This window comes from Mesorhizobium sp. RCAM 05104 (assembly GCF_059683645.1).
Window position 1 is genome coordinate 6831741 of sequence record NZ_CM185033.1, and the last position, 22593, is coordinate 6854333.

General features: G+C 59.8%; 23 protein-coding genes. 14 read left to right on the forward strand and 9 right to left on the reverse strand.

Annotation, left to right across the window (positions count from 1 at the left end):
* Positions 1–287: 287 nt before the first annotated feature.
* Both AC56QP_RS33320 and AC56QP_RS33325 read right to left on the reverse strand, forming a co-directional pair.
* Complete coding sequence (locus AC56QP_RS33320; RefSeq protein WP_091575035.1) at positions 288–593, reverse strand: ribbon-helix-helix domain-containing protein; 306 nt, start codon at positions 591–593, stop codon at positions 288–290.
* Positions 594–668: 75 nt separating this feature from the next.
* The gene (locus tag AC56QP_RS33325; protein ID WP_489863717.1) at positions 669–839 is read right to left on the reverse strand and encodes a hypothetical protein; all 171 of its coding nucleotides are present in this window, start codon (positions 837–839) and stop codon (positions 669–671) included.
* Here AC56QP_RS33325 and AC56QP_RS33330 point away from each other — a divergent pair.
* The 6 genes from AC56QP_RS33330 (at position 817) to AC56QP_RS33355 (ending at position 7183) form a co-directional block, all read left to right on the forward strand.
* Positions 817–1212: a VOC family protein gene (locus AC56QP_RS33330; protein WP_489861685.1), complete on the forward strand. Its 396-nt coding sequence runs from the start codon at positions 817–819 to the stop codon at positions 1210–1212. The two genes, AC56QP_RS33325 and AC56QP_RS33330, sit on opposite strands and share 23 nt — an antisense overlap.
* Positions 1213–1293: 81 nt before the next feature.
* On the forward strand, positions 1294–1824 hold the full coding sequence (locus AC56QP_RS33335; protein WP_489861684.1) for a gluconate 2-dehydrogenase subunit 3 family protein: 531 nt from the start codon (positions 1294–1296) through the stop codon (positions 1822–1824).
* 48 nt (positions 1825–1872) lie between these two features.
* Positions 1873–3444 (forward strand): GMC family oxidoreductase, encoded by a 1572-nt coding sequence (locus AC56QP_RS33340; RefSeq protein WP_489861683.1) that lies wholly within the window; start codon positions 1873–1875, stop codon positions 3442–3444.
* Between the two features lie 382 nt (positions 3445–3826).
* Positions 3827–5530 carry a sensor histidine kinase gene (locus AC56QP_RS33345; RefSeq protein ID WP_497100910.1) on the forward strand — a complete coding sequence of 568 codons (1704 nt, stop codon included), beginning with the start codon at positions 3827–3829 and terminating at the stop codon, positions 5528–5530.
* On the forward strand, positions 5530–6165 hold the full coding sequence (locus AC56QP_RS33350; protein ID WP_489861681.1) for a response regulator: 636 nt from the start codon (positions 5530–5532) through the stop codon (positions 6163–6165). The genes AC56QP_RS33345 and AC56QP_RS33350 overlap by 1 nt, the downstream gene beginning before the upstream one ends.
* Entirely contained in the window at positions 6158–7183 is a 1026-nt protein-coding gene (locus tag AC56QP_RS33355) for a lysylphosphatidylglycerol synthase transmembrane domain-containing protein (RefSeq protein WP_489861680.1), read from the forward strand. The genes AC56QP_RS33350 and AC56QP_RS33355 overlap by 8 nt, the downstream gene beginning before the upstream one ends.
* 58 nt (positions 7184–7241) lie before the next feature.
* On the opposite strand, the gene AC56QP_RS33360 is transcribed toward AC56QP_RS33355, so the two are convergent.
* The 6 genes from AC56QP_RS33360 to AC56QP_RS33385 form a co-directional block, all read right to left on the reverse strand.
* Complete coding sequence (locus AC56QP_RS33360; RefSeq protein WP_489861679.1) at positions 7242–8666, reverse strand: GMC family oxidoreductase N-terminal domain-containing protein; 1425 nt, start codon at positions 8664–8666, stop codon at positions 7242–7244.
* Between the two features lie 16 nt (positions 8667–8682).
* Positions 8683–9777: an HAD family hydrolase gene (locus AC56QP_RS33365; RefSeq protein ID WP_489861678.1), complete on the reverse strand. Its 1095-nt coding sequence runs from the start codon at positions 9775–9777 to the stop codon at positions 8683–8685.
* A complete protein-coding gene (locus AC56QP_RS33370; RefSeq protein WP_489861677.1) occupies positions 9774–10769 on the reverse strand; it encodes a UbiA family prenyltransferase in 996 nt (331 codons plus the stop codon). The genes AC56QP_RS33365 and AC56QP_RS33370 overlap by 4 nt, the downstream gene beginning before the upstream one ends.
* 44 nt (positions 10770–10813) lie before the next feature.
* Entirely contained in the window at positions 10814–12373 is a 1560-nt protein-coding gene (locus AC56QP_RS33375) for an ArnT family glycosyltransferase (RefSeq protein ID WP_489861676.1), read from the reverse strand.
* Between the two features lie 36 nt (positions 12374–12409).
* Complete coding sequence (locus AC56QP_RS33380; protein ID WP_497101023.1) at positions 12410–13888, reverse strand: aspartate aminotransferase family protein; 1479 nt, start codon at positions 13886–13888, stop codon at positions 12410–12412.
* A 137-nt stretch (positions 13889–14025) separates the two neighbouring features.
* Positions 14026–14424, reverse strand: coding sequence for a hypothetical protein (locus AC56QP_RS33385; protein ID WP_489861673.1), 399 nt, complete (start codon positions 14422–14424; stop codon positions 14026–14028).
* Positions 14425–14737: 313 nt separating this feature from the next.
* Between AC56QP_RS33385 and urtA the strand changes: the two genes are divergently transcribed.
* The 6 genes from urtA (at position 14738) to AC56QP_RS33415 (ending at position 20956) form a co-directional block, all read left to right on the forward strand.
* Positions 14738–16048 (forward strand): urea ABC transporter substrate-binding protein, encoded by a 1311-nt coding sequence (gene urtA / locus AC56QP_RS33390; protein WP_489861672.1) that lies wholly within the window; start codon positions 14738–14740, stop codon positions 16046–16048.
* 110 nt (positions 16049–16158) lie between these two features.
* Complete coding sequence (gene urtB / locus AC56QP_RS33395) at positions 16159–17775, forward strand: urea ABC transporter permease subunit UrtB (protein ID WP_489861671.1); 1617 nt, start codon at positions 16159–16161, stop codon at positions 17773–17775.
* Positions 17772–19001, forward strand: coding sequence for an urea ABC transporter permease subunit UrtC (gene urtC, locus AC56QP_RS33400; RefSeq protein WP_489861670.1), 1230 nt, complete (start codon positions 17772–17774; stop codon positions 18999–19001). The genes urtB and urtC overlap by 4 nt, the downstream gene beginning before the upstream one ends.
* A 5-nt stretch (positions 19002–19006) precedes the next feature.
* Positions 19007–19753: an urea ABC transporter ATP-binding protein UrtD gene (urtD, locus tag AC56QP_RS33405; RefSeq protein WP_256750362.1), complete on the forward strand. Its 747-nt coding sequence runs from the start codon at positions 19007–19009 to the stop codon at positions 19751–19753.
* Positions 19754–19822: 69 nt separating this feature from the next.
* Complete coding sequence (gene urtE, locus AC56QP_RS33410) at positions 19823–20518, forward strand: urea ABC transporter ATP-binding subunit UrtE (protein ID WP_489861669.1); 696 nt, start codon at positions 19823–19825, stop codon at positions 20516–20518.
* Positions 20519–20779: 261 nt separating this feature from the next.
* Complete coding sequence (locus tag AC56QP_RS33415; RefSeq protein WP_489861668.1) at positions 20780–20956, forward strand: hypothetical protein; 177 nt, start codon at positions 20780–20782, stop codon at positions 20954–20956.
* A gap of 220 nt (positions 20957–21176) precedes the next feature.
* Here AC56QP_RS33415 and AC56QP_RS33420 read toward each other — a convergent pair whose 3' ends face one another.
* Positions 21177–21386 (reverse strand): hypothetical protein, encoded by a 210-nt coding sequence (locus AC56QP_RS33420; RefSeq protein ID WP_489861667.1) that lies wholly within the window; start codon positions 21384–21386, stop codon positions 21177–21179.
* Positions 21387–21503: 117 nt separating this feature from the next.
* Here AC56QP_RS33420 and AC56QP_RS33425 point away from each other — a divergent pair, with 117 nt between their 5' ends.
* Both AC56QP_RS33425 and AC56QP_RS33430 read left to right on the forward strand, forming a co-directional pair.
* Entirely contained in the window at positions 21504–22037 is a 534-nt protein-coding gene (locus tag AC56QP_RS33425; RefSeq protein ID WP_489861666.1) for an inorganic diphosphatase, read from the forward strand.
* Positions 22038–22253: 216 nt separating this feature from the next.
* Entirely contained in the window at positions 22254–22538 is a 285-nt protein-coding gene (locus AC56QP_RS33430; protein WP_489861665.1) for a PRC-barrel domain containing protein, read from the forward strand.
* Positions 22539–22593: the final 55 nt, after the last annotated feature.

The following is a 22593-nucleotide window of genomic DNA, read 5'->3' on the forward strand; positions in this document are numbered from 1 at the left end:
GACGGGCTTTGCTCGGAGGCCCGAGCGGAAGATCACTTATCTGGCTAAGTCGCGCGGAGCAGGGTTTCGGTCGGCCGTGTGCCAACCGGGCCGCATCCTTGCCGGGGATGCGCCATCGGCGCCTGTGCGGCCGGCCGTCCCTGAAATGGGCTGCGGCGTCGTGGCCTTGTCGAGTATCCCGGCGTCTTCGGCCGGATGCTGGACCGATAGAAACAGCGTCGTGCCATCAGGCATGTGAAGCGCCGGCCGTGGCGTCGACCCGATGCGAGCGGATGACGCGGCCAGCGCTAGGCGGCTTGCCGCTTCGGCGCCATCTGCTCCTCCATGCCCGGCCGATGGCCGCGCAGATAAAGGGCACAGGTGGTGCGCAGCATCGACGCGAAGTTTGGAATGGCGCCGTTGATCTCGATGGCTTCGTCATAGAGCTTCGAGATGAATTTCGGCGTCGTCAGCCCCTGGCTTTCGGCAATCTCGTCAAGCAGTGCCCAAAATGTCGCCTCGAGCTGAATGCTGGTCGAATGCCCGTCAATGCGGATCGACCGGTTGATCTGGCGATAGCCTTCGGGGTCCTGGCCCGCAAATACCCTGCACATCCGACAAACCTCCCATGATTGTTGGTTTTGGGTGGACGCGCCGCACTGCCGCACTGCTCGTCCCCAAAGGTACTTTCAGGCAAAAATGCCGTTACGGCAATCGGACTTTCGTCCCTGATGGGGCGGGCGGGACATTTCACGGGCCTGGGCGTGGTAACCGGCTGCCACCATCTTTTGCCCGCGCCGCTCATAATCGCTTCCGTTCACCACGGCGGAGACTGATTTGGCAAAGGCGATCCACAGCATGATCCGGGTTCTCGAGGAGGCCCGATCCGTCGACTTCTACAGACAAGCCTTTGGGCTCGATGTCGCCGACAGGCTGGACTTCGAGACATTCACGCTCGTTTATCTCAGCAACGTCGAGACAGGGTTCGAGGTCGAACTGACAGTGAACAAGGGGCGGCGGGAGCCGTATGTGCTTGGCGACGGCTACGGCCACCTCGCGGTCTCGGTCGTCGATCTCGACAGCGAACATGATCGTCTCGGCGCGCTTGGCCTCAACCCCAAAAAGATCGTCCAGTTCAACCACGACGGTTCGCTGATCGCCCGCTTCTTCTTCATCGAGGACCCCGACGGTTACAAGATCGAGGTTCTGCAACGCGGAGGTCGTTTCAAATAGGAGACATCGCGGCCGCACCGGGAGGCGCGGCGCCAGCAACGGCACTCTCAACGGGTGCAAATAGCAAGCAGGGAGGAATACATGGTTACGATCTATGACGGGAAGCCTGGACTTTCACGTCGTGAGCTTCTCAAACGCGGTGGCATCGGCGCTTTGCTCGTCATTTCGGGCAGCGCCGTCATCAGCCCCGAACATGCCTGGGGGCTCGAGACATCGGCGCTCAAGCCCGAAACGATGGCGACGTTGATCCAGATGGCGCGCGACATCTATCCGCACGATCAGGTTCCCGACAAATACTACGCCATTGCCGTGAAAGCCCATGACGAGCAGGCCGGCAAGGACGCCGCCCACAAGGCGATGATCGAAGACGGCATCGCCGATCTCGACAAGAAGTCGGGCGAGGGAGGCTACCGGGCCCTTGGCTGGGAAGACCAGCGCGTCGCGGTGTTGAAGCAGATCGAGGCGACGCCATTCTTCCAGGCCATCCGTGGCGGCCTCGTCGTCGGTCTCTACAACCAGAAAGAGGTATGGCCGATCTTCGGCTACGAGGGCGAGTCCTATTCCAAGGGCGGCTATATCGCGCGCGGTTTCAACGACATCGAGTGGCTCTGAGCCCCTTCGTCCCGAGACCCCGCAAACAGAAAATCATGGGAGGAAACCATGGCAGCAGCATTTGATCTCAAAAACGACGGTGTGGTCGTCATCATCGGCTCGGGCGCCGGCGGCGGCACGCTCGGCAACGAACTTGCCCAGAAGGGTGTCGATGTCGTCATCCTGGAGGCCGGCGCACGCCACGAATACGAGGACTTCATCAATGACGAGTGGGATTCCTTTACCCAACTCGCCTGGAAGGACAAACGCACCACGTCCGGCGACTGGCGTGTGGCCAAGGATTTCCCAAACCTGCCGGCCTGGATCGTCAAGTCGGTCGGCGGCTCGACCACCCACTGGGCCGGGGCTTCGCTGCGCTTCCAGGAGCATGAGTTCAAGACGCTCTCGACCTATGGCAAACTGGAGGGCGCCAACCTGCTCGACTGGCCAATCACACTGGCCGAGATGGAGCCCTACTACGCCAAGGCCGAAGCCAAGATGGGCGTGACCGGCACCAACGACTGGCCGAGACTGCCGGGTAACAACAACTTCAAGGTGCTGAAGGCGGGCGCCGACAAGCTCGGCTACAAGGAATGCCACACCGGCAACATGGCGATAAACTCGGTCCAGCGCGACGACCGCAATTCCTGCCAGCAGACAGGGTTCTGCTTCCAGGGCTGCAAATGGGGCGCCAAATGGTCGACGCTCTACGCCGAGATTCCCAAAGGCGAGGCGACAGGGCATCTCGAGGTCAGGCCGAACGCAATGGCGATCAAGATCAACCATGACGCTAGCGGCAAGGTGACCGGGGTCGTCTATGCCGACAAGGATGGCAAGCTGCAGGAACAGAAGGCCCGCATCGTCGCTGTTGCCGGCAACTCCATCGAGAGCCCGCGCCTGTTGCTAAATTCCGAATCAGCCAAGTTCCCGCACGGCCTCGCCAATTCGTCGGGACAGGTGGGCAAGAACTACATGCGCCACACCACCGGCTCGGTCTATGCCATTTTCGACAAGCCGGTGCACATGTATCGCGGCACCACCATGGCTGGCATCATCCGCGACGAGGCGCGTCATGATCCGTCGCGCGGTTTCGTCGGCGGCTACGAGTTCGAGACGCTGTCGCTCGGCCTGCCGTTCATGGCGGCCTTCCTCGATCCGGGCGGCTGGGGCCGGTCGTTCACCACGGCGCTCGACCACTACGACCACATGGCCGGCCTGTGGATCGTGGGTGAGGACATGCCGCGCGCGGAGAACCGCATCACGCTGCATGCCGACATGAAGGACGAGCATGGCATGCCGATCGCCGACGTGCATTTCGACGATCATCCCAACGACACCGCGATGCGCAACCACGCCTACAAGCAGGCCTCGGCGCTTTATGCCGCGGTCGGCGCCACGCGCACCTTCCCGACGCCGCCCTATCCGTCGACCCACAATCTCGGCACCAACCGGATGAGCGAGAAAGCGGCCGACGGCGTCGTCAACAAGCATGGCCAGGCGCACGACATCAAGAACCTGTTCGTGTCCGACGGCAGCCAGTTCACCACGGGCGCCGCCGAAAACCCGACCTTGACGATCGTGTCGCTGGCGATCCGCCAGGCCGACTACATCGCCGCGCAGATGTCGGCCAAGACCATCTGAGCCGCCAGAACATCGACCCGCTCATCGGGTCGATGCGGAAGCCCAGCGTCCTCCCAGACCGCTAAGCGGAACGCGCAACCCGCGTTCCGCTTTTTTGTGACCAGGCTAGGCGCTGACCTTGCGACGCATGGGAATGGCTAAGGCCCGATGTCACGTCCATTTGGTATCCTTGGCTTAGCCGAACTACCACGTTTTGGTACGGTGCAAGGACGCCGTCGATACCTTAATTCTTCCTTGTCCAGCTCCTGCACCGGCGTGCGCATCCTGTTCGCGCCGGCGGCGACGCAATGGCTTGCGCGGTAGTCCAACTCCGCTCGCACGCTCATTGAGGGTCGCGTGGCTCCGCCGGCCGCGATGCACGGTGCCTCGACAAGGAGTTTGCATGACAAGCCTTGATTTTGGCCTTGTTACTCAGATCAGGCGTGCCAGCTTGGACGCCCGTCCAATGAGGATTGGGAGATCGGCCAGCAACATCCTGTTGGCATCGAATCCAGAAGCGTTAATCAGCTTAGGGCGCCTGGTCACGGCGTTATTTGCCGTTCTGGCTGTCTATCTCGACCCCACCCAGCCAGCGCCGTTCCTGGTTAAATCACAGGTAACCCTTGGCCTTTATGTAGTGTTCTCCCTGCTTCTGGTGATATTTCCGATCCGAAAATCTCTCGACAGCCCGGTTCATCTCGGCGTTCACTTCATCGATGTAGCGATACTGGGCTTTCTCACTTTTTTGACGAACGAACTTTCAAGCCCCTTTTTTTCCTTCTCGCCGTTTATACTGCTTGCCATGACCCTGCGTTGGGGATTGAGGGGGGCTGTCATGGGCGCGGTCGCCCTGCAGGCCGTTCTGATCATTGTCGGCTTGCCCGATCTGGAAGACGGTCAGTCCGAGCTCAATGTATTTATCATGCGGTCGACCTATTTCATGGTTTCGGCCGTTATGCTCGGCTATCTCGGCGCATATCGTGAACATCACCGGAAGCGCTTGGCGCAGCTTGCCCATTGGCCGTTCGATGCAATTACCGGCGATCGGCTGTCATGGCTGCGCGGCCTTTTCAATCACGCGGCCGCCGTGATGGGTGACCCCGGCCTGTTGGTCGTTTGGCGGGATCAGGAGGAAGATACCGGCAGCGTCGCCTATTGGCGGCAGGGCGATCTGCGGCTGATCGACGTTCGGGACGCGACTTTCTGGAACCAGCACGATCCGGAACCGCCGATGTTCAATCTCGACCGAGGCGGAATGCCAAGAGTCAGCGCCGACGAAGTGGCTGGAATTTTCCGCGACCTGCCGGAGTTGGGGGCGGAAGTTCGCACGCCATTCAAATATACCTGCTCGGCGGCATTCTCCAGCGTGCGGTACCGCGGGCGGGTTTTCGTCATCGATCCGGCCTGTCATCCAGACGAATGCGGTTCACTCACTGAAATCATCGCCATGAGATTCAGATCGGAACTAGGGCGTCTGGCGCTGATGCAGCAAACAACCGAAGCGGCGCGCGCCGAAGAGCGCGCACGGCTCGCGCGCGACCTGCATGACAGTATCCTGCAGGATCTCACGGCCGCCAGCCTGAAACTCAAGCTCATCGCCAAATCCGTTCCCAAGGAACCCAAGGCGAGTGTGGTCGACGTGAATACGCTTGTCTTCAATTTGCAACAGCGCATCCGGCAATATGTTGACGACCAGCGTCCAGACCGCCAGAACGATGAGGCGCCGCTCTACCAGGCGTTACCCGGCCTGGCCGAACTCCTGAGGGAGCAATGGGATTGCCGAATCGAGGCTACTCTTGATCCACCGAACCTCGAAGTTCCAAGATCCATGCAGCACGAAATCATGCAGCTTGTCTCGGAAGCCACCGCCAACGCCGTCAAGCACGGCAAGGCGACGCAAGTGCGGATTGAACTTGTTCGTGCCGATTGCGGCGTTGAGCTCAAGATTTCCGATAACGGATCGGGACTAGGAACTGATGTCGAACCGAAACGGCCCTCATCGCTGTGTTCGCGGGTTAGCGGGCTCAAGGGTAACCTGACGATCTGCGGCGCGTCGCCGGGACTTAGCCTGCGCATTGCATTGCCTCTGGGCCAGGTGGCGCGGTGATGTATTCCGTAGTCCTTGCCGATGATCATCCCTTGCTGCTTCGCGGATTGCAGGGCCTGCTGAAAGCAGCGCCGGATTTCAACGTGTTGGCGGCAACGGCGAGCGGGACGCAAGCGCTGTCGCTCATTGGCGATCTCCGACCCGATCTGGCCGTGCTAGATGTTTCCATGCCGGATGTTGGTGGACTGGAGATCCAGCGAACCGTTTCCAAAAGGCGGTTACCGGTCAAGATAATTTTCCTCACCGCGTCTCTGACGGGCCGCCAGATTGCGGACGCAATATCAATGGGGGCGTGGGGCATCCTCTTGAAGGAATATGCCCCCGAAGCACTCCTGGATTGCATGCGGCAGGTCGCAGGCGGAGAGAAGTGGCTGCCGCAGGAGCTCGTGCTCAGGGCAACGAGCGCCGGGCCATCCGATAGCCCTCAAAAACTCGATCTGCTGACCGTGCGCGAAAGAGAGGTCGCGGTACAGATCTGTGGAGGATTGTCCAACCGGGCCATCGCACAGAAGCTGGGAACCACCGAAGGGACTATCGGCATTCATCTAAACAACATCTATCGCAAGCTGGATATCACCAACCGCACCACACTCGCCGCGCTCCATCTTCAATACACGGCAGGTCCGAATGGTTGATCAAACTGAGCTCAATCAGGGCCGCACAGGCAGAATAATCAGGGTTGGACTTGGCTTGATTGTCGGGGCGACATTTGTCCTCTTTGCCATGCGCAATGTCCACTTTGCAGAGGTTGGTGCCATACTGCGCCGTGCGACTGTCGCACCGCTCGTCCTTGCCGTCGCGGCCTTCGTCGCTGACTTTCTTCTGAGGGCAGTCCGGTTCTGGATGATGCTGCAATCGACGACCGGTCGCCGCTTGCCGTTGCGATTGATGATCGGCCCCTTTATCGCCAGCTTTGGCATGAGCGATGTTCTTCCCCTGCGGGTAGGGGATGGTTTTCGTGTTTTATGGTTTAGCCGTCAGTTCGATATTCCGGCGGGGACAATTATCGGCACGATGATCGTCGAGCGCATTCTCGATCTTGTCACCATCATCCTGTTGGGCGGGATGTCGCTAGCGCTGGTTGACCTCACTGCTCCACCCGCATTGGTGTGGAATTTCCAGCTTTTGCTCGCCATCGCGCTTGCCGGCGGATTGGGGATGCTATTTGCCCCAGCGCTTTCTTACCGCTTGCTCGAAAAACTGTTCCGGCAAATCAACTTCGGTCCCACCATTATTCTGATCGCTGCGTTGCGCGCCGCATCGGAGGCTGTCGCGCAAATCAGTTCCTGGCGCCGGCTGAGCATGCTCACCGTCATGTCATTTGCTTTGTGGCTTTTGGAAAGTGGCGTTTTTCTAGGTGTTTGGGTCAGCCTCGGCGGATCAACCGATGCCTTGTTGAAGCCGTCTCTGGCCTTCGCCCTCAGCACGCTCGGCACACTCGTGCCCAGTCTCCCCGGGCATTTTGGTCCGTTTGAATTTTTTGGTCTTCAGGCCTTTACACTTGCCGGGGTTGACACCTCAATGGCGGCGGCCGTCGTGCTGCTGGCGCATCTTATTTTGTGGGCGCCGACGGCGCTCTTTGGAATCAGCTGGCTGCTGTCGGCGGCGATGCACAAACCGGACGCGTCCAGCAAAATCCAGAGCTCGGTCTGATCCGCATCGAGCAGGGAAGGGGGCCCCACGGAACCCCGGCTCACCCCTACAATATCACTCAGTTAAATCGGCTTTCAATGGCGTGCGTCGCATTGCGATGGGCAATGGCCATGACGGTGCCCTGAGGATTGACGACAGTCGGCCCGCACAAGAGGGACGCGTCAGCGATGTAAAGGCCGTCCGCATCGCGCAGGCGGCCGAACGAATCCGTCGCGCAAATGGCCTCGTTTCCTCCCATCGGACATGAGGAGAACACATGCACGGAGGTCACGCTGCCATCGCTTCCGGCAAAGGTGGCGGGAAGATTGCGGACATCTTCCATGGAGCGGAGCACCGGATAGCCCTGGACGCTGGGATAGACGGCGACAGCGCCGGCTGAAAACAGTGCCTCGGCCAGTCGTTTCAGGCCATCTGCCAGTTTTCTAAGATCCGCCTCATTTTGCCAGACCCTCACCAACGGATCGCGAAAAAATGGCAGGTTGCGTACCGTCGCCTTTCCGCTCGCCGCCTGAACGTAATATATGCCCATGCGACGCCAATGCCTGTCGATTTCAGCGAAGTGGTTGGCATGATTTACCATTGCGAGGCCGAGCATCGGCCGTTTGCTGATGGAGCATCCCATACCAAAGGAAGGCTCGAATTCCCTGATCTGATGAACCGGGTCGGGATCGCCCGGATTGTTCACATCCTCATCAAACTGCGCGACGACTTTCAGCATTGGATGGAAATACAGGGAGTTGCCAATATTTCGGGTCAAACCGGATCGGCGCAGAAGGGCTGGCGTCTGAACCGCGCCGCAGGCCACGAAAATTCGATCGGCGGAAATTTCTATCGGCCTTGGCGGGCCGTCTGCCGGCGCGTGCAGCGCTTTCACGTGCCATTTGCCAGCTGAGCGCGTCAGTCGGGTCGCACGTGTGTCCGCGATCAAACGGCCACCTGCCTCGAGAAATCGCGGAACGAAGGTTTCCGACATGGATTGTTTTCGGCCTGATCTTCCCATGCCGCTGTACCGGTACAAACGCGGCGCCTCGGTCGCTTGCCAGCCCAGACGGGCAGCCCCGTCACGCAACCTCGTCGAGATAGGGGGCAACTCGCCGGGAAGATATTCGATCTTGGCGGTGTTCTCGCAGGCAATGAAGTGGGGCATCAGCCGGTCGAGAGACAAATCATCGACCTTGAAGACGGCGGCCCACTGGTCGAGGAGGTATTCCGGCGCGCGGTGATAGAGCCCACGATTGATCTCGCTGCCGCCCCCGACGCACCGACCTTCGACATAGGCAATTTTTGACGGGCCAAGCGCTATGCAGATACCGGCATTCCGATATTTGAGAAGCAGTTCCTCCTTTGAAAAAGGCGGGGCCGACTGAAGCGACAGATTTTGGCCTTCTTCGACCAGAAGCACTGACTTACCCGCTTCCGCGCACAAGGTCGCGGTCACCGCGCCGCCGGGTCCGGACCCGATCACCACAATGTCGGCCGTCATTTGGCTCGTGACAGGCTCAGTTATGATGTGCCCCACATTCCACGTCCTGCTCGTAGAGGTCAGAATAGAGCCCAAAGAAGGTCAAAGTCCGGTAAAAGGAGATTAGCGCGGGCCGGATCTGCAGACGTGAATGTTGCCAACGCCTCAACTGATCCATGCGTTGGTCAGGGCTCAGTAGATGAAATGGCTTTCCAGCCACCGGATAAGACCAGGCATCGAATACGACGGTCAAGATATGGAAGGCCAGACGCAGGTAATCCGGCATGCTTGCATGCGTCGCCAGTACATAGGCCTCGATGGTTCCAGCGTTTTCGGGATTTTCTGGCGCGGGCAGTTCCTGCCGGATCAAGGTATCGACTATAGCCCGGACACTTTTTTCAAAACTCGGAAGCTTGAATGCACCGCTTTTCTCCAGCGATGGCAAGATCGGTCGAAACAGCGCGTCGTGATACGACTGGAAAGTCCCGCATCTCGGGTCCGTGCGCCTGGATCTTATGATGGCGGGCATGCCGACACGGTTTGCCACCGCCCAATCGCGGTCGAAGCGGTCACCAACCATCAACGAACGGGCGGCATCCACACCGGTCGCACAGAGTATCTTGTGCAGCCCGGCGGGGTCGGGTTTCATCCTTCTCACGTCGCTGTCCGAGGCGCTGACCACAAAGTCCGCCTTGAGCGCCAGGGCCTTGAGCTTTTCGGCGGCAGGATAGTCGGAATATACCGCAATCGTGCGACCTGAGCGGCGCAGAGCATCAAAAAGTCCTTCAACCCCGGAATAGCGGCAAGCGCCGAGATGGGCGAGCGGGCGTCGCTCGATCCATTCTTGGACAACCTCGCGAACATAGACCACGGAACAGCCGCATCGCATCGCCGTGTCTTCGAATTGGCGGTCCACGAAATCGGTCAGCACTTGCTCCGCCAGCGCTTCCCTGCATTGCCGGAATGTGCGCAGAACACTCAAAGTCTTGAGGCTTCGCGCCCGCACGGCATGGTGCAGCAAATTCAGCGCCATGCGTGTTCTGAGACGCCGCTGGTCATAGAGGGTCCCGTCCAGGTCGAAGACCACGAGGTCGATATTGTTCCAGACGATCGACTGGTCGGGTTGTTTCATTGCATGTCGACGGGTTTGAAGTTGGGTGCCGACAGGTCGTAAAGCCACGGCAAATCGACGAACGACAAGATGAATATCGCCATCACCGCCAGGATCAGCGACGCCAGCAGCCGGCGCGACCGAAACATTCTTTCAGGACGCTGCGCGATGGAGTTCTTCAACAAGGAAAGCCACAGGTAGGACGTGAACAGGATCGCGATAAAGGGCAGGGCCAATATGTATTCGAGCCGGTATTTGGTCAGGAAAACCGCAATGAAAAATGCTGACATCATGGCGTAGAGAAAGCAGGAGACCGTCAGGTTTTCTGCCGTGTAGAAACGGAACGATCGGCGGTAGCGCTGTAGCAGATCCTTGTTCCCGCTGTTGGCAATGTCGCGGTATTCGGAAAGCCGCTTTGCCCCCATAAGGAAGGCGCCGGCAGCCCAATATCCTAAAAGCAGGCTGCTGGGTGGGAGTGCGGCGTGGTCAATCATCGTCCAGCCCAGCGTCAGTCTGATGGGATTGTTCACGGACTCCGAAATCACATCCAGATAGGGCAAGTCCTTCGATCGAATGGGCTTCACGTTGTAGATCAACCCCGAAATCAGAAAGACAACGGAGGTCAGGAAAAACGATGTTCCGACCGTAGCGGCGAGCAGAAGACCGATCGACGCAAAAAGGAGATACTCGAGACAAACCAGATGCGGCGACAGCGACCTCAGCACGGCGCTGCGAGTGCGTTTGGTTGGATGAAAGGCGTCGAATTCTCGGTCGAGCCATTCATTCAGGACGTAGTTCGCCGAGGCGATGGTAATCGCGCTCAGGAACCCAGCGACTATTGCCAGCGCCGCACGATCCATGGGCGGCTCACGCAAGGCATAGGCAATGATGATCCCCGGCAGGATGAAGACATGCTTGGTCGCATGGTCGAAGCGGGCAATTGCCAGATATTGCTTAAGACTTGCCCGGGGCGGGGAGATCGCGGCAGCCGGTTCAAATCCATCCGCATACATGTGGTTGCCCTCCGGTTGCCGGTGCCCGCAACACGACCTCGCTGTTACCTGGTCGTCTTTGGCATCGCATAGATACGGCCATCCGCCTCGGTTGCGACGGTGACGAGCGAGAGACGCTGTTTCAGTTCAGCTTCGCTGACGAGATAGAAACGCCAGTCGATGGCGTCGAAGATCGCTACATAGGAATGCTCTTTGGTCAGATCGTCGCGCAGCGTTTGCAGCTGTCTCTCGTACGGATTGGCTGGGTTGTCGCGGCCCGTTCGCAACTGTATGCGTTCCGGAAGGAAATGGGATTCTCGTCCCAGCACATAGGCGACGACGTCGGCGCCATTGCTGTAGATCGATGCATCCGCCGGCAGTTGTCGCAGCGCCTGCATTGTCGGGGAGTTCACCCATTCGCGGCTGGCATAGCCGATCCCTGAACGATACGCCTGGGACGACCGCACGGCCGTGCGGACCACGTGGCCGCCGAACACCAGAACGGCGAAGCAGACGAGCCCGTAGTGGAGCAGTTTCACAATCCCCTTGGCGTCGCCGACATGGGCTAGGACGATGGTGATCATCAAAGCGGTGGTCACGTACACCGGAAAGGCGTAGCGGCCACTCAAAGACAGGTTCGCCTCGACCGAGGTCGAAAGAACCATGAAGCCCAGATAGAAGAAGAAAAACAGCCCGAAAAGGGTGGGCAGCAAAGCGTCGGCGACCTTGGCCTGCCCTGCGTGCCGACGCGGTTCACGGGCATGAAGGAAGGTCAGGTAGGCGGCGGCTGCTGCAAAAACGCTAAGCAGGACAACGCGGGCCACGAATGGCACCTCGTCGGGCAGCAGCCATGCCGTCATTGCCCCAAGGCTTTTCAGCCACTCGCTGGCCCCCATATTGCCGTAGAACCAGAGCGCGCGACCAATGGAACGGTCGGCGATGATCTCACTCATCACCGCCCAGCAGAGGAAGATCGCCGTGCTCACCACCGCGAAAATAGTGGCGTCGACGAAGCGACGGAACAGCGTGTGCCGAGGATTGAGAAGAAGGCATATCGCAATCGCCGCGCCAAGCGGCGGCGCGGTAAAGCGCACCAGCGTCGTAAGGCCGAGCAGGACCGCGCTTGCCTTCAGCCATGTCCTGTCGTCGGTCTCGAAATAGCGCAACAGCGCAAGCACGGTGACCAGGAGGAAAAACAGGAACGGCGGTTCCGACATCGCGAGCGAGTGAAGCGTCACGAACTGAGGGGCAAGCGTGATGATCGCGGTCCCCGCGGCAGCGTAGACATATTTCCCGCTGGCGCGCACCAGCAGATGCCAGATCAGGATCGTGTTCGCACAGACGAAGAACAGGCCGATGGCTTTTGCTCCGACTGACGGGTCGACCCCGGTCGCGGAAATCCCCATCAGCAGCCATGCATAGAGCGGCGCATCGTAGGGCCGTTCGCTGATCCCCATATAACGCAAGCTGTCGGGATAGATTCCGATGCCGTGGCGGGTGTTGATCAGGAATAGAACAAGGGAAGCCAGCGAAAAGAAAGCCATTCCGGCCCAATAGAGCCGGCTCGCCAGACCGATATCCGATGTCCAGCGGCTCTCGGTCGAATTGAGGATGTAACCATCCATGGTTTAGGCCCCCATCGCAGACTCTGCGTGCCGCCTTCAGGCGATGCCTCGAAAGACGCGCTTGATGTTTTTGGCTACAAAGCGAACGGCAGCATCGCTCAATCCTCGGGAGAGAATGTCGTCCAGCGCCGCGATGAGCTTGTCGATTTGCTCTTCCCGCACCACAAAGGGCGGCATGAAATGCAGGATGTCCCGCGCGCCCGGCTGGAAATGCACCAGTATGTCGTGGCGGTCGTAAAGCTCGCGAACGAGGGCGCCGATCAACACTGTCTGATAGGTCTGGAACAGCGGATTTTTGTCGATGTCGACCAGCTTTTCCGCCAGATCCTGATGAAAGTTCAAACGGATCGCCTGAAACATTCCACGTCCGCGCACATCGAGAACGTGCCTCGGGTGTTTTGCCTTCAGCCGGTGAAGACCATTGGAGAGATAGCCCCCCATCCTCTCGGCGTTCTCGATAAGTCTTTCGTCTTGCAGGATATTCAGCGTCTCGATCGCGACGGCGCAGCTTTCGCCAAGCCCGCTGAAGCTGGAACTGTGAAGGTTGCAGTCCTGTTTGTTGCCGTAAGCCCGATCAAACAATAGTTGGGAGGTGACCATGGCAGCCACTTCCCGCTTGCCGCCGCCCAGGGTCTTGGCAAGCGTCACGATGTCGGGAACGGCTCCTTCATGCTGGAAAGCACAGAACCTGCCGCTTCGTCCCATGCCGACCTTTACTTCGTCGAAAATGGACAGGATATCGTTGTCCCGGCAATGCTCCACGAACTGCGTCAAATAACCGGCAGGGGGGATTTCGCAGGAGGTACCACGAATTGTCTCGACGATCGCGGCTATAATGGAATTGCCGCCGCTACCATCCGTCTCCGCGCGGATCGCCTCTCGCAGTGAATCGATGTCGCCATACCTGGCATAAATGACGTTTTCCTTTGGCACGCCCAAAAGGAACCCGGATTGCACGTCCGTCGCGGTCGTCAGGGATAGCGCGCCATGGGTTTTGCCGTGAAACGCGCCCTGCATGCAGAGAAATTTCTTCTTGCCTTTGGGGGTCTGCACGCGTTCGCTCAGTTTCATCGCCGCTTCATTCGCTTCGGCGCCCGAGACTGCGAGAAACGAGACCGCTAGTGGCGCGGGCAGGAAACGCGACAGGTTATACGCAAGAGCGCCCTGCAATTTGTGAGGCGCGATTTTGATGCAGTCGACGATCTTGCGCTCATGGCATTTGCGCTCCGCCTCTATAATGCGCGGATGGTTGTGACCGAGCCCAAGGACACCGAGGCCAGCGGAAAAGTCGAGGAGCGTACGGCCGTCATTCAGCCAGATCTCGACGCCCTGCGCGCCCCTCATGTCCATATCCTTCAGTCCAAGGATATCGAAGAGCTGGAGCATGTATTTATTCAAATGTTTTGCGTAAAGCTCATTGGCGGCTTTGCTGTCCAGGTCAAAGCACTGCTCAAGGGTTAGCAGTGACTTTTCATTGGTTTCTGAGCTTTTAGGCGACGCCGCGACGCGCATCATATTCAATTGCTGTACTCCCAAGCTCCAGCGATTGAATAATTCTTAACATGGGCGGCAACGCGCCGCTATTTAACGAATTATATATGTCAGGGCTTATAAACAGCCGGGTTCCGCGCAGTTCCGGACTTGTCGCCTTGTTAGTGCTTGGTGCAGGTCGAGGCGGTGAAGGCACCGTCCGGTTGCTTCATGATGATGTCGAAGGAGGGCGGGGTCTCGCCGTCAAGCGTGGCCTGGGTCAGCGAGATCGAGTTGCCGCCGGCGGTGTAGCCGCCCAACGGTCCCAGCCAGGAGATCACGCCGTTTGCATCCATCTGATAATTGTAAGCCTGCTGGGCGGTCCCAAAGGTGACCGGGCCGCTGTAGACGTTTCCCTTGATGGTGATGTCGCCGAGATTGAGGAACAGGCCGAGCAGGTAGACCTCGCAATGATAGGTGCCATCCGGCATCTTGCCATCGCTGAAGTCGGCTCGTGCGGTGCCGGTCGCCGCCGCAAGAAGCAATATGCCGATGAAAATGCGTGAAATTCTGGATGCCATGACGTGCTCGCTTGAGCGGCGAGCTTGCCCTATTTTTGCGCTGTGCCGCAACATTTGTTGTCTGCGGTGCCGCGCTTGACGATCAAAATGTAGGCACACGGTCAAATTGGGCGAAAATTAGGCAAAACCCTTGCGCGTTGCGCAAATTTCTCTCAATCAATTTTTAACCGGCTCTCTTTGTTTTCAGAACTCTAATATAGCAAGCAGTTGATAATATTGCATTATCATCCCTTCGTCGACACCGCCTTGGCGGTTGGCATGGGGGTTGCATCGTAGTGTTGCGGTGCAATCAACCAGCTTGGGAGTGTTAGGCATGAGGGGTAATTTCTCGACAATTACAAAAATGTTTTCGGCGAGCGTGGTCGCGGCAGGCCTGTTGATGTCCATGCCCGCCAAGGCGGCTGACGACACGATCAAGGTCGGCATTCTCCATTCGCTGTCGGGGACCATGGCGATTTCGGAGACGACGCTGAAGGACGCCATGCTGATGCTCATCGACGAACAGAACGCCAAGGGCGGCCTGCTCGGCAAGAAGCTCGAAGCCGTCGTCGTCGACCCTGCTTCCAACTGGCCGCTGTTCGCCGAGAAGGCGCGCGAGCTGATCTCCAAGGACAAGGTCGCGGCGGTGTTCGGCTGCTGGACCTCGGTCTCGCGCAAGTCGGTGCTGCCGGTGTTCTCCGAGCTCGACAATATCCTGTTCTATCCCGTCCAATATGAGGGCGAGGAAAGCGAGCGCAACGTGTTCTACACGGGTGCCGCGCCGAACCAGCAGGCAATCCCGGCGGTCGACTATCTGATGAGCGAGGACGGCGGTTCGGTGAAGCGCTGGGTGCTCGAAGGCACCGACTACGTCTATCCGCGCACCACCAACAAGATCCTCGAGGCCTATCTGAAGGCCAAGGGCGTCGCGGCGGAAGACATCATGGTCAACTACACGCCGTTCGGCTTCTCCGACTGGCAGACCGAAGTTTCGGCCATCAAGAAGTTCGGTTCGGCCGGCAAGAAGACCGCCGTCGTGTCGACCGTCAACGGCGACGCCAACGTGCCGTTCTACAAGGAACTCGGCAATCAGGGCATCAAGGCCGAGGACATTCCGGTCATGGCCTTCTCGGTCGGCGAGGAAGAACTTGCCGGTCTCGACACCGCGCCGCTGGTCGGCCATCTCGCCGCCTGGAACTATTTCGAGAGCGTTGACACGCCCGAGAACAAGAAGTTCATCGCCGACTGGCACAAGTTCATCAAGAACGACAAGCGCACCACCAACGACCCGATGGAAGCCCACTATATCGGCTTCAACATGTGGGTGAAGGCGGTCGAGAAGGCCGGCACCACCGATCCGGACAAGGTCATTGACGCCATGATCGGCGTTTCGGTGCCGAACCTGACCGGCGGCTACTCGACGATGATGCCGAACCACCACATCACCAAGCCGGTGCTGATCGGTGAAATCCAGGCCGATGGCCAGTTCGAGACGGTTTCGCGCACGCCGGGTCTGGTGATGGGCGACGAGTGGTCCGACTACCTGCCTGACTCCAAGGACTTGATCTCCGATTGGCGCGCGCCACTGTCCTGCGGCAACTTCAATGTCGCCACCGGCAAGTGCGGCGGCAAGGGCACGAACTGATCCTCCCCGGGCTGGACCTTCAGGTCCATGCCCCGCAAGCGCTCCGGGCGGGCTTCGTCCTCCAGTCCGCCCGGGCGCGAAATCAACCTTTCAGGAGCTGCCTGAAGCCAATGAACCTGTTCCGTGCGATTGGCCTGACACTGCTGGTCCTGCTGGCGACGCTGTCGTCATCGGGTGCAAGCGAAGCCGATCTGCGTGGCATCATCGCCAAATTCGCGACGGCCAAGGGCTTTTCGGAGATAGGGGCTGTCGTTCACGAACTGGCGGCTACAGGCGACCCGGCGGTCGAGCGGCCGCTTGCCGCACTTGCCGACGGCAATCTCTATATCCGCAAGGCCGATTCCCTGGTCTTTGTCGGCAAGGAGACTGGCGACAGCGTTGAACTGCTCGACCCGCTAAGTGGCGAGAAGTCGGCCGACGCCGCCAAGGACGACATCACCAAGATCAAGGTCAACAACACGCTGCGCCGCGTCATCCGCGATGCGCTCGGCACGCTGACGCTTGGCGCCAAGGACCCGGCCGTGCGGGTCGCCGCCGCCGACACCATGTTCAAGACGCCCGATGCCGCAAACATCGAGCCGCTCGACGCAGCGATTGCCAAGGAGACCGTGGCAAGCGTCAAGGCCCTGCTCGAACAGGCCCGCGCCGCCTCCGTCCTGGTCTCCGACCGGCCGGATGCCGACAAGCTCGCCGCAATCGCGCTGATCGGCGCACGGGGCGACCGCGACGCGGTTTCGCTGCTCACCTCGGTCGAGGCGAACGCCCCGGACGCGGTCAAGGAAGCGGCGACAGCGGCTATTCGCAACATCAATTCGACGCTGGCGTTCTGGGATGCCGGCCAGAACATCTGGTACGGCATTTCGCTGGGCTCGGTCTTGCTGCTTGCCGCGATCGGGCTTGCCATCACCTTCGGCGTCATGGGCGTCATCAACATGGCGCATGGCGAGATGGTCATGCTCGGCGCCTACACCACCTTCGTCGTCCAGCAGGTGATCCGCACATCCTTTCCCGCCCTGTTCGACTGGTCGCTGGTGATTGCCCTGCCGCTCGCCTTCCTCGTCGCCGCGCTCGTCGGCCTGGCAATAGAGCGCGGCGTCATCCGCTTCCTCTATGGGCGGCCACTGGAAACGCTGCTGGCGACTTGGGGCGTCTCGCTGATCCTGCAGCAGGCCGTGCGCAGCATATTCGGTCCGACCAACCAGGAGGTCGGCAATCCGTCGTGGATGTCGGGCTCGTTCAATGTCGGACAGCTTGCGATCACCTGGAACCGCCTGTGGATCCTGGTTTTCGCGCTAAGCGTCTTCGCGGTGCTGCTCTATGTGATGAAGCGCACGCCCTGGGGGCTGCAGATGCGCGCCGTCACCGCCAACCGGCGCATGGCCGCTTCGATGGGCATCAGGACGCCATGGGTCGACGCGCTGACCTTCGCGCTCGGATCCGGCATTGCCGGTATCGCCGGTGTCGCGCTCAGCCAGATCGACAACGTCTCGCCCAATCTCGGCCGCGGCTACATCATCGACAGCTTCATGGTCGTCGTCTTCGGCGGTGTCGGCAATCTGTGGGGCACGCTGGTCGGCGCCTTCTCGCTCGGCATCGTCAACAAGTTCCTCGAGCCCTATGCCGGTGCGGTGCTCGGCAAGATCGTCGTGCTGGTCCTGATCATCCTGTTCATCCAGAAGCGCCCGCGCGGCCTGTTCGCGCTCAAGGGTAGGGCGGTGGAAGCATGATCACCGGACGCTTCTTTGCCGCGGGCGCGGATCGCCGCATCGCCATCACCATCTTCATGCTGCTGGCGGTGGCCCTCATCGTGCCGCTGCTCAATCTCGTCGTATCGCCGACGAGCGCCTTCTATGTCCCGTCCTACATCGTCGCACTGACCGGCAAATATCTCTGCTATGCGCTGCTTGCCTTGGCGCTCGACCTCGTCTGGGGCTATTGCGGCATTCTTTCGCTCGGGCACGGCGCCTTCTTCGCGCTCGGCGGCTATGCGATGGGCATGTATCTGATGCGCCAGATCGGCTCGCGCGGCGTCTATGGCAACCCCATCCTGCCGGACTTCATGGTGTTCCTGAACTACAAGGAATTGCCGTGGTTCTGGTACGGCTTCGACCATTTCTGGTTCGCTGGCCTCATGGTGCTGGCCGTGCCCGGCCTGCTCGCCTTCGTCTTCGGCTGGTTCGCCTTCCGCAGCCGTGTCACCGGCGTCTATCTGTCGATCATCACCCAGGCGATGACCTATGCGCTGCTGCTCGCCTTTTTCCGCAACGACATGGGTTTCGGCGGCAATAACGGCCTGACCGATTTCAAGGATATTCTGGGGTTCAACGTGCAGGCCGACGCGACGCGCTCGGCGCTGTTCGCCGCCAGCGCGGTGACGCTCGCGCTTGCCGTCTTCGTCACCTGGGCGATCGTCGGCTCCAAATACGGCAAGCTGCTGATGGCCGTGCGTGACGCCGAGAGCCGCACGCGCTTCCTCGGCTGGCGGGCCGAGAACGTCAAACTGTTCGCCTTCACTGTCTCGGCCGTCATGGCCGGCATAGCGGGCGCGCTCTACGTGCCGCAGGTTGGCATCATCAACCCCGGCGAATTCGAACCGTCCAATTCGATCGAGGTGGTGATCTGGGCGGCAGTCGGCGGTCGTGGCACCATCGTCGGACCGATCGTCGGTGCTCTGCTCGTCAATGCCGGCAAATCCTGGTTCACCGGTGTGTTGCCGGAATTCTGGCTGTTTGCGCTGGGCGGCCTGTTCGTCGCCGTCACGCTGCTCTTGCCCAAGGGCATCATCGGCATGTGGGATTCCTGGCGCGGCAACGCCAGGGCGTTGCGAGCGGCATCCGCCGCCGAAGAAGCCGGCACGTATGTCGACCCGGCGCCACCGAAGATCGTCCGGGCAGCAGCAAGAACGCCAGGCGAATGGTCTTCGTCCAACCCCGAACCACAGCCGGCGGAGTGAGGGGCATGTCGAAGAGCAACACCATCCTTTACCTCGACGGCGTCTCGGTCTCGTTCGACGGTTTTCGCGCCATCAACAATCTGTCGCTGGTGCTCGACAAGGGTGAGATGCGTGCCATCATCGGCCCCAACGGCGCCGGCAAGACGACGATGATGGACATCGTGACCGGCAAGACGCGGCCCGACGAGGGCGAGGTGTTCTTCGATGGACAGGTCGACCTCACCAAGCACGACGAAGCCGAGATCGCCATGATGGGCATCGGCCGCAAATTCCAGAAGCCGACCGTCTTCGAAAGCCACACGATCGAGGAGAACCTGATGCTGGCGCTGAAGGGGCCGCGCTCGATCTTTCCGGCGCTGTTCCACCGGCGATCGGCCGCGGAGGCGCGGCAGATCGACGATATCCTCGGCATCATCCGGCTAGGCGACAAGCGCGACGAACTGGCGGCCAATCTCAGTCACGGCCAAAAGCAGTGGCTGGAGATAGGCATGCTCCTGGCGCAGGACCCGAAGCTCCTTCTGGTCGACGAGCCGGTTGCCGGCATGACCGATGCCGAGACCGAGGAAACCGCACGGCTGCTCAAGGACATTGCCCGTGACCATTCGGTCATCGTCGTCGAGCACGACATGCATTTCGTGCGCGAACTCGGCGTCAAGGTGACCTGCCTGCACGAGGGTTCGGTACTGTCCGAGGGCACGCTTGATTTCGTTTCGGCCGACGAGCGCGTCGTCGAAGTCTATCTGGGGAGATGAGCATGGTGTGGCGGGTTCAATTCCATCGCTTCGATCTGTCCTTCCTGAGGTTCTGGAGAAGGCGCTGACATGCTCGAAGTTTCGAACGCCACGCTTCATTATGGCGCCGCCCAGGCGCTGCGTGGCGTGTCGCTGAAGGCGGGCGCCGGCAAGATCACCTGCGTGCTCGGCCGCAACGGCGTCGGCAAGACCAGTTTGATGAGATCGATCGTTGGCCACCATCGGCTGACGAGCGGAAGCGTTGCCTTCGAGGGGAAGGCGCTCGACCGGAGCGCGGCGTATGACCGCGCCCGGTCGGGCATCGCATTCGTACCGCAGGGCAGGGAGATCTTTCCGCTGCTGACGGTGCGGGAAAACCTGGAATCAGGCTTCGCGCCGCTGAAACGGGCCGACCGCAATGTGCCCGCCCACGTCTTCGAGCTGTTTCCGGTCCTGAAGCAGATGCTGGGTCGCCGCGGCGGTGACCTTTCCGGCGGCCAGCAGCAGCAGCTCGCTATTGGCAGGGCATTGGTGATGCGGCCGAAACTGCTGGTGCTCGACGAGCCGACGGAAGGCATCCAGCCGTCGATCATCAAGGATATTGGCCGTGCCATCCGCTATTTGCGCGACCAGGCCGGCATTGCCGTGCTGCTGGTCGAACAGTATCTCGATTTCTGCCGCGAACTCGCCGACGAGGTGAACATCATGGACCGGGGGCTGATCGTCCACACTGGTCCGGCGGAAGATCTCGACACGGCGGACGTCCGCAAATTCCTGACTGTGTAGTCCGTCTGGTCGTCACCCGCGCGGTGGCGCCCCAATCTTTCTTCAAAGACCCCTGCGCAACTCTGGCACGTCGACCGTGGCGTGTTAGTCTTTGTTTGGCCTTGGTGAGTCGGCCGCTTTCCGTATCAGTCTGGTTGGTTGCAGATCAGGGGAAAGTGCAGGCTCCAGCCGGCAAGTTCCACGCAAGCAAGGCTCCCTAGCTTCCCTCCTGCGATCTGTTTGTCGTTCAACGCGTTTGGGCACACAGGCCAAGGGACAGCCATGGAACGCTATGTCGAAGATTACCAGAAGCGGCGGCTTACGGAGCGCGTCGATATCATCACCGCCATCAACATATTGAGGTCCCAAGGGTACGACTACGACGAGCTGATCGAGGAAATCACCAAGGTCTTCTATGTCGACCTCGATGCCTTCAATGAAGTCGTGATGGCGGCGTAGAAAGCGCTTCGATCTCATTGCATGCAACAGATGACCGGCGCTCGTCCGTCTACGGCAAGCCAGTTGTTTGGACCAGATGCCCCCTGGTCAAGGATCAGCATGCCCGGGTTCTGTGCCCGGAAATTCGGCCTGCAATGGTTGTTGAACCGGCGGCGATGGAGTAGCCGGCCATCCTGTACGCTGGCTTACTGTCCTCAGCATGAGGGATGCTTTCGGTCTTCTAATCGCCGCTCTGGTGCTTTTCAATTTGGTATGTCAGCCAGCGGCAGAACATTCCAACGATGGAGAACGCCGCGCCGCCAATCAAGCAGGCGGTGAGCAAAGCGCTTTCGGAAGCGCTTGACCAACTCACGATGGCGAGCAGGATTACGCTCGCGGTAGAGATCAAATAGCCTACCCCCTTCAGTAGGTGCAGAGAAGCTTTTGTCATGCCTGGACTCTCCTGAGGGGCTTTCTTCTTCGGAACATTCTTTGCGTTGTGAAGTTCCATCGCTTGCCGCCGTGCGATGCGAATAGCAACGGAATCTCGCGAAGAAGAGGCACCTGGATGCCCAATTTTCTGAAGCTGCCGGCAACCACGAAGGGCCTCGTTCGAGTGGTGATCGAAACTCCACGTGGCGCGACGGCGAAACTGGCTTTCGAGCCAGAAACGCAGATATTCGGCTATGTCCGTCCCTTGCCGGTTGGAATGATGTATCCTTACGATTGGGGCTTCATCCCTGCAACGTTGGGTGAAGATCGTGATCCTCTCGACGGGCTTGTCATCCATCAGGCAGCCACAGCCCCCGGCGTGGTGATCAAATGCAACCTGCTAGGTGCCTTGCGCGTCAAGCAGAAGGACAAAGGCGGCGAGGTCCTGCGCAACGACCGTTATGTCTTCTGTCCGCATAGGGAGGATGCTCCCGACGAACTCGTTGCAGCGGATCACGTTCGAGAGGATCTGCGACGTGAAATCGAGCAGTTCTTTGCCTCGTCGGTGCTTGGGACCGGCAAGACCATCAAGTTCAAGGGCTGGCAAAATGCTGCGGAAGCTCGCAAGGCCATCAAGAAGGGTATGAACGCTTTTTCAGCGCGCCGTTGAGTTGAACGCAGGTTGGATTTTAGCCTGCGGGCCATGAAGTCGTTCATGCCGGATGCCGAGCGATCAGCTGTTCCAGCTGCCCTTGAAACGCGTCGGCGCTGACCGAGACCTCAGCATGAAGGTCTGCCTCCAAATTTTGCCACGCGTCATCAATCCACGCGGAACCGTTCGTCGCGTCGCAGGTTGCAACAGTCTCACACAACAGGAGATGCAGCCATGGATCACACCAACCACGTACGCCTTTCCGGCAATGAATTGACCTCCGAGATGCTCGACGGCGCGACCATCTACGGCGCCGACGACGAGAAGGTCGGCACGGTCTCTCATCTGCACGGCAGCCAGGTCGTCATCGATGTGGGAGGCTTCCTAGGCATTGGGGCAAAACCCGTTGCTGTGCCCGCCAGTCAGTTGGACTTCATGCGTGACGAGGCCGGCGATGTTCACGCGGTTACCACCTGGACGAAGGATCAGCTCAAGGACATGCCAGAGCATCAGGATTGAAGATCAATAAAGGCTTGGCTTCGGTCGGCCCCGATGTCGGCCCCGATTTTGTGAA

Bases quoted from the DNA above. Each gene is read 5' to 3' on its own strand.
- AC56QP_RS33365 (WP_489861678.1), bottom strand. From the start codon at position 9,777: ATGAAACAACCCGACCAGTCGATCGTCTGGAACAATATCGACCTCGTG.
- AC56QP_RS33385 (WP_489861673.1), bottom strand. From the start codon at position 14,424: ATGGCATCCAGAATTTCACGCATTTTCATCGGCATATTGCTTCTTGCG.
- AC56QP_RS33430 (WP_489861665.1), top strand. From the start codon at position 22,254: ATGGATCACACCAACCACGTACGCCTTTCCGGCAATGAATTGACCTCC.
- AC56QP_RS33325 (WP_489863717.1), bottom strand. From the start codon at position 839: ATGCTGTGGATCGCCTTTGCCAAATCAGTCTCCGCCGTGGTGAACGGA.
- AC56QP_RS33425 (WP_489861666.1), top strand. From the start codon at position 21,504: ATGCCCAATTTTCTGAAGCTGCCGGCAACCACGAAGGGCCTCGTTCGA.
- AC56QP_RS33370 (WP_489861677.1), bottom strand. From the start codon at position 10,769: ATGTATGCGGATGGATTTGAACCGGCTGCCGCGATCTCCCCGCCCCGG.
- AC56QP_RS33355 (WP_489861680.1), top strand. From the start codon at position 6,158: ATGGTTGATCAAACTGAGCTCAATCAGGGCCGCACAGGCAGAATAATC.
- AC56QP_RS33375 (WP_489861676.1), bottom strand. From the start codon at position 12,373: ATGGATGGTTACATCCTCAATTCGACCGAGAGCCGCTGGACATCGGAT.
- AC56QP_RS33380 (WP_497101023.1), bottom strand. From the start codon at position 13,888: ATGATGCGCGTCGCGGCGTCGCCTAAAAGCTCAGAAACCAATGAAAAG.
- AC56QP_RS33350 (WP_489861681.1), top strand. From the start codon at position 5,530: ATGTATTCCGTAGTCCTTGCCGATGATCATCCCTTGCTGCTTCGCGGA.
- urtE (WP_489861669.1), top strand. From the start codon at position 19,823: ATGCTCGAAGTTTCGAACGCCACGCTTCATTATGGCGCCGCCCAGGCG.
- urtB (WP_489861671.1), top strand. From the start codon at position 16,159: ATGAACCTGTTCCGTGCGATTGGCCTGACACTGCTGGTCCTGCTGGCG.
- urtD (WP_256750362.1), top strand. From the start codon at position 19,007: ATGTCGAAGAGCAACACCATCCTTTACCTCGACGGCGTCTCGGTCTCG.
- AC56QP_RS33345 (WP_497100910.1), top strand. From the start codon at position 3,827: ATGACAAGCCTTGATTTTGGCCTTGTTACTCAGATCAGGCGTGCCAGC.
- AC56QP_RS33420 (WP_489861667.1), bottom strand. From the start codon at position 21,386: ATGACAAAAGCTTCTCTGCACCTACTGAAGGGGGTAGGCTATTTGATC.
- AC56QP_RS33415 (WP_489861668.1), top strand. From the start codon at position 20,780: ATGGAACGCTATGTCGAAGATTACCAGAAGCGGCGGCTTACGGAGCGC.
- AC56QP_RS33335 (WP_489861684.1), top strand. From the start codon at position 1,294: ATGGTTACGATCTATGACGGGAAGCCTGGACTTTCACGTCGTGAGCTT.
- urtC (WP_489861670.1), top strand. From the start codon at position 17,772: ATGATCACCGGACGCTTCTTTGCCGCGGGCGCGGATCGCCGCATCGCC.
- AC56QP_RS33320 (WP_091575035.1), bottom strand. From the start codon at position 593: ATGTGCAGGGTATTTGCGGGCCAGGACCCCGAAGGCTATCGCCAGATC.
- AC56QP_RS33340 (WP_489861683.1), top strand. From the start codon at position 1,873: ATGGCAGCAGCATTTGATCTCAAAAACGACGGTGTGGTCGTCATCATC.
- urtA (WP_489861672.1), top strand. From the start codon at position 14,738: ATGAGGGGTAATTTCTCGACAATTACAAAAATGTTTTCGGCGAGCGTG.
- AC56QP_RS33360 (WP_489861679.1), bottom strand. From the start codon at position 8,666: ATGACGGCCGACATTGTGGTGATCGGGTCCGGACCCGGCGGCGCGGTG.